This is a genomic window from Streptomyces sp. SM11 (genome assembly GCF_002910905.1).
Taxonomy (GTDB): Bacteria; Actinomycetota; Actinomycetes; order Streptomycetales; family Streptomycetaceae; genus Streptomyces.
Window position 1 is genome coordinate 1 of the sequence record NZ_NEUE01000011.1, and the last position, 2,492, is coordinate 2,492.

Consider the following 2,492-nt stretch of genomic DNA (forward strand, 5'->3'; position numbering starts at 1 on the left):
CAGCGGCTCGCCCATCTGCTGGCCGACCGTGCCGCGCCCTCGGGCGGCGGGCGGCGCGGGACCGCGCCCGACCTCACCGAGCTCATACCGCAGTGGCTGGCCACCGCCAACCGGAAGGGCTACCGCGCCCCTGCGGCCCTGCTGCCGCCGCTGCTGGACGCCGCCCGCACCCGGACGGACCTGCGCCCGCAGGCGCTCGCGTTCGCCGGGCCGCGCGGTCTGTGGCTGGCCGGGCTGAATCCTGACTGGAAGTTCGCCCTGCGGGGCTCCGCGAGCGGCGCGCTCCAGCCCGGCACCAGGGACCCGGACGCGGTGCGCCGGCTGTGGGAGGAGGGACTGTTCGCGGAGCGGGTCGCACTGCTCGACGCCGTACGGGCCCAGGATCCGCCCACCGGGCTCGCCCTGCTCGCCACCACGTGGTCGGCCGAACGGGCCGAGGACCGGCTGATGTTCCTGGACTCCCTGCGGTCCGGGCTCGGGGGCGACGACGAGCCGTTCCTGGAGCAGGCCCTGTCCGACCGCAGCCGCAATGTCCGCGCCACCGCCGCCGAACTTCTGTCCGCCCTGCCCGCGTCGGCCCTCGCCGGGCGGATGGCGGCCCGCGCGATGTCCTGCGTCAGCCCCGACCGTACGGGGGACGTCGTCTCCATCGCCGTGGAGGCGCCGCACGAGTGCGACGCGGTAATGCAGCGCGACGGCGTCGCCGCGGTCCCGCCGACAGGCCGGGGCGAACGGTCCTGGTGGCTCGGGCAGTTGGTGGAGGCCACGCCGCTCGGCGTCTGGGAGGAGCGGTTCGACGGGCGTCCGGCCGCGGAGATCGTGGCCCTGCCCGTCGCCGACGACTGGGCCGGGGAGCTGCACACCGCATGGTGCCGGGCGGCGATGCGGCAGCGGAATCCGCGGTGGGCCCGGGCCCTGCTCGGGCGTCCCGCTGCGCCGCCGGCCAGCGGCCTGACACCCCCCAACAGCCCCGGAACGGCCTCGATCGCCGAGCGCTCGAAGCTCCTCGCGATCCTGGACGAGGCCGAACGCGCATCCTGGGTGGCCGAGTTCATCGCTGCGCACGGCCTGTCGGAGGCGTTCCAGCTGCTCGGGGTGTGCACGGTCCCCTGGGCCGGACCGCTCGGGCGTGCGGTGGTCGACGCACTCGACATCGCACGGGACGGCGGGAGTTATCCGTGGAGCTTCAGCGGAGTGATGGGCCTCGCGGAACGCTGCCTGGATCCGGCCGAGGCCGACCGGCTGGAGGTCCTGACGGCCGCGCAGGACGAGCAGGAGGGGGCGTCACCGGGGGCGGGCGGTTACTGGTCGGAGGCCTTCCAGCGCCTGGTCTCCACCCTGCGGCTGCGCGCCGCGATGGAGGCGGAGCTGACGGCCTGACGCGGCGATGCGGACGGATCCGATGACACGGCGCGACGGAAGCGGTCGCGACGCCCCGGCCCCGCGCCGGAGCCGCTTGCGGCGACCGGGCACGGCAACCGGGCACGGCGACGGAAACCGCCGCCGCCCGCGCGGGCCCTGTAAGCAGCGGACCCGCCCCGGGGTCGGCGTTCAGGCCTGGGCGGCCTGGCGGACGTGGGCGTTGACCCAGGTGACGATCTCGGTCGTCGTCGCCCCCGGGGTGAAGAGCTCCGCGACGCCCAGCTCCTTCAGCGGTGCGATGTCGTCCTCCGGGATGATCCCGCCGCCGAACACCTTGATGTCCTCCGCCTCCCGGGCCTTCAGCAACTCGATCACCTTGGCGAACAGCGTGTTGTGCGCCCCGGAGAGGATCGAGAGGCCGATGGCGTCGGCGTCCTCCTGGATCGCCGTGTCGACGATCTGCTCGGGCGTCTGGTGGAGCCCCGTGTAGATCACCTCCATACCGGCGTCGCGCAACGCCCGCGCGATGACTTTGGCCCCGCGGTCGTGGCCGTCGAGTCCCGGCTTGGCCACCACCACACGGATCGGACCGGTCACACCCATCACTGCCTCCACCTGGTCTCCCGTGCCTGAAGGGCCGGGGATGTGAACGAACGTTATCCACAGCATCCCGCAAGCCGCTGTTTCGCGGCAGGCGGGGAGGGGGAAATCACACGTGGGACATGTTCGCCAGGCGTCGTTCCCCGTACCACGCGGTGTTCCGGCCGCGCGGGGCCCGGCGCGAGACACACCCAGGGGAGCCGCACCAAGGTAGCCGTACCACCGCGCCGCCAGCCGCACGGCACGGTGGTACGGCTCCCGTCGCCGCCCGGCCCCGCCGGCCCGCGGCACTCGTGCCGACACCCCATGAGGGCATACGGGGACGGGAGCCGCCTCCCCCGTACGCCAGTGCAGGAGGTCGGCCATGAAGCTCCTCCCTCCCCTCTCCCTGCTGCCCCGTCTCCCCCGTCTGCCGGTCCCCCGGCTGTCGTCCGCGCTGCTCGGCGCCACCGCGCTGGAGCTGGTCGTCCTCGCCGGGCACCTGATCGTCTACCCCTTCGGCCTCACCCCAGAGCGCCGCCCGCCGACGC

Annotated in this window: 2 protein-coding genes and 1 pseudogene; 2 read left to right on the forward strand and 1 reads right to left on the reverse strand. The window is 74.3% G+C overall.

All coding sequences use genetic code 11. The annotated features are described in order from the left end of the window. On the forward strand, nt 1–1,380 hold a 1,380-nt coding region (locus tag B9S58_RS00670), incomplete at its 5' end, for a DUF5691 domain-containing protein (RefSeq protein WP_103530201.1). Nucleotides 1,381–1,551: 171 nt separating this feature from the next. On the opposite strand, the gene B9S58_RS00675 is transcribed toward B9S58_RS00670, so the two are convergent. Then, entirely contained in the window at nt 1,552–1,965 is a 414-nt protein-coding gene (locus B9S58_RS00675) for a cobalamin B12-binding domain-containing protein (protein WP_103530202.1), read from the reverse strand. A 361-nt stretch (nt 1,966–2,326) separates the two neighbouring features. On the opposite strand from B9S58_RS00675, the pseudogene B9S58_RS38605 reads away from it, so the two are divergent. Continuing rightward, nucleotides 2,327–2,492: pseudogene (locus tag B9S58_RS38605) on the forward strand (lipase); the annotation flags it as partial.

What these genes read in the sequence shown, in the direction of transcription:
- B9S58_RS00675 (WP_103530202.1), bottom strand. Translation starts at nt 1,965, where the DNA reads ATGGGTGTGACCGGTCCGATCCGTGTGGTGGTGGCCAAGCCGGGACTC.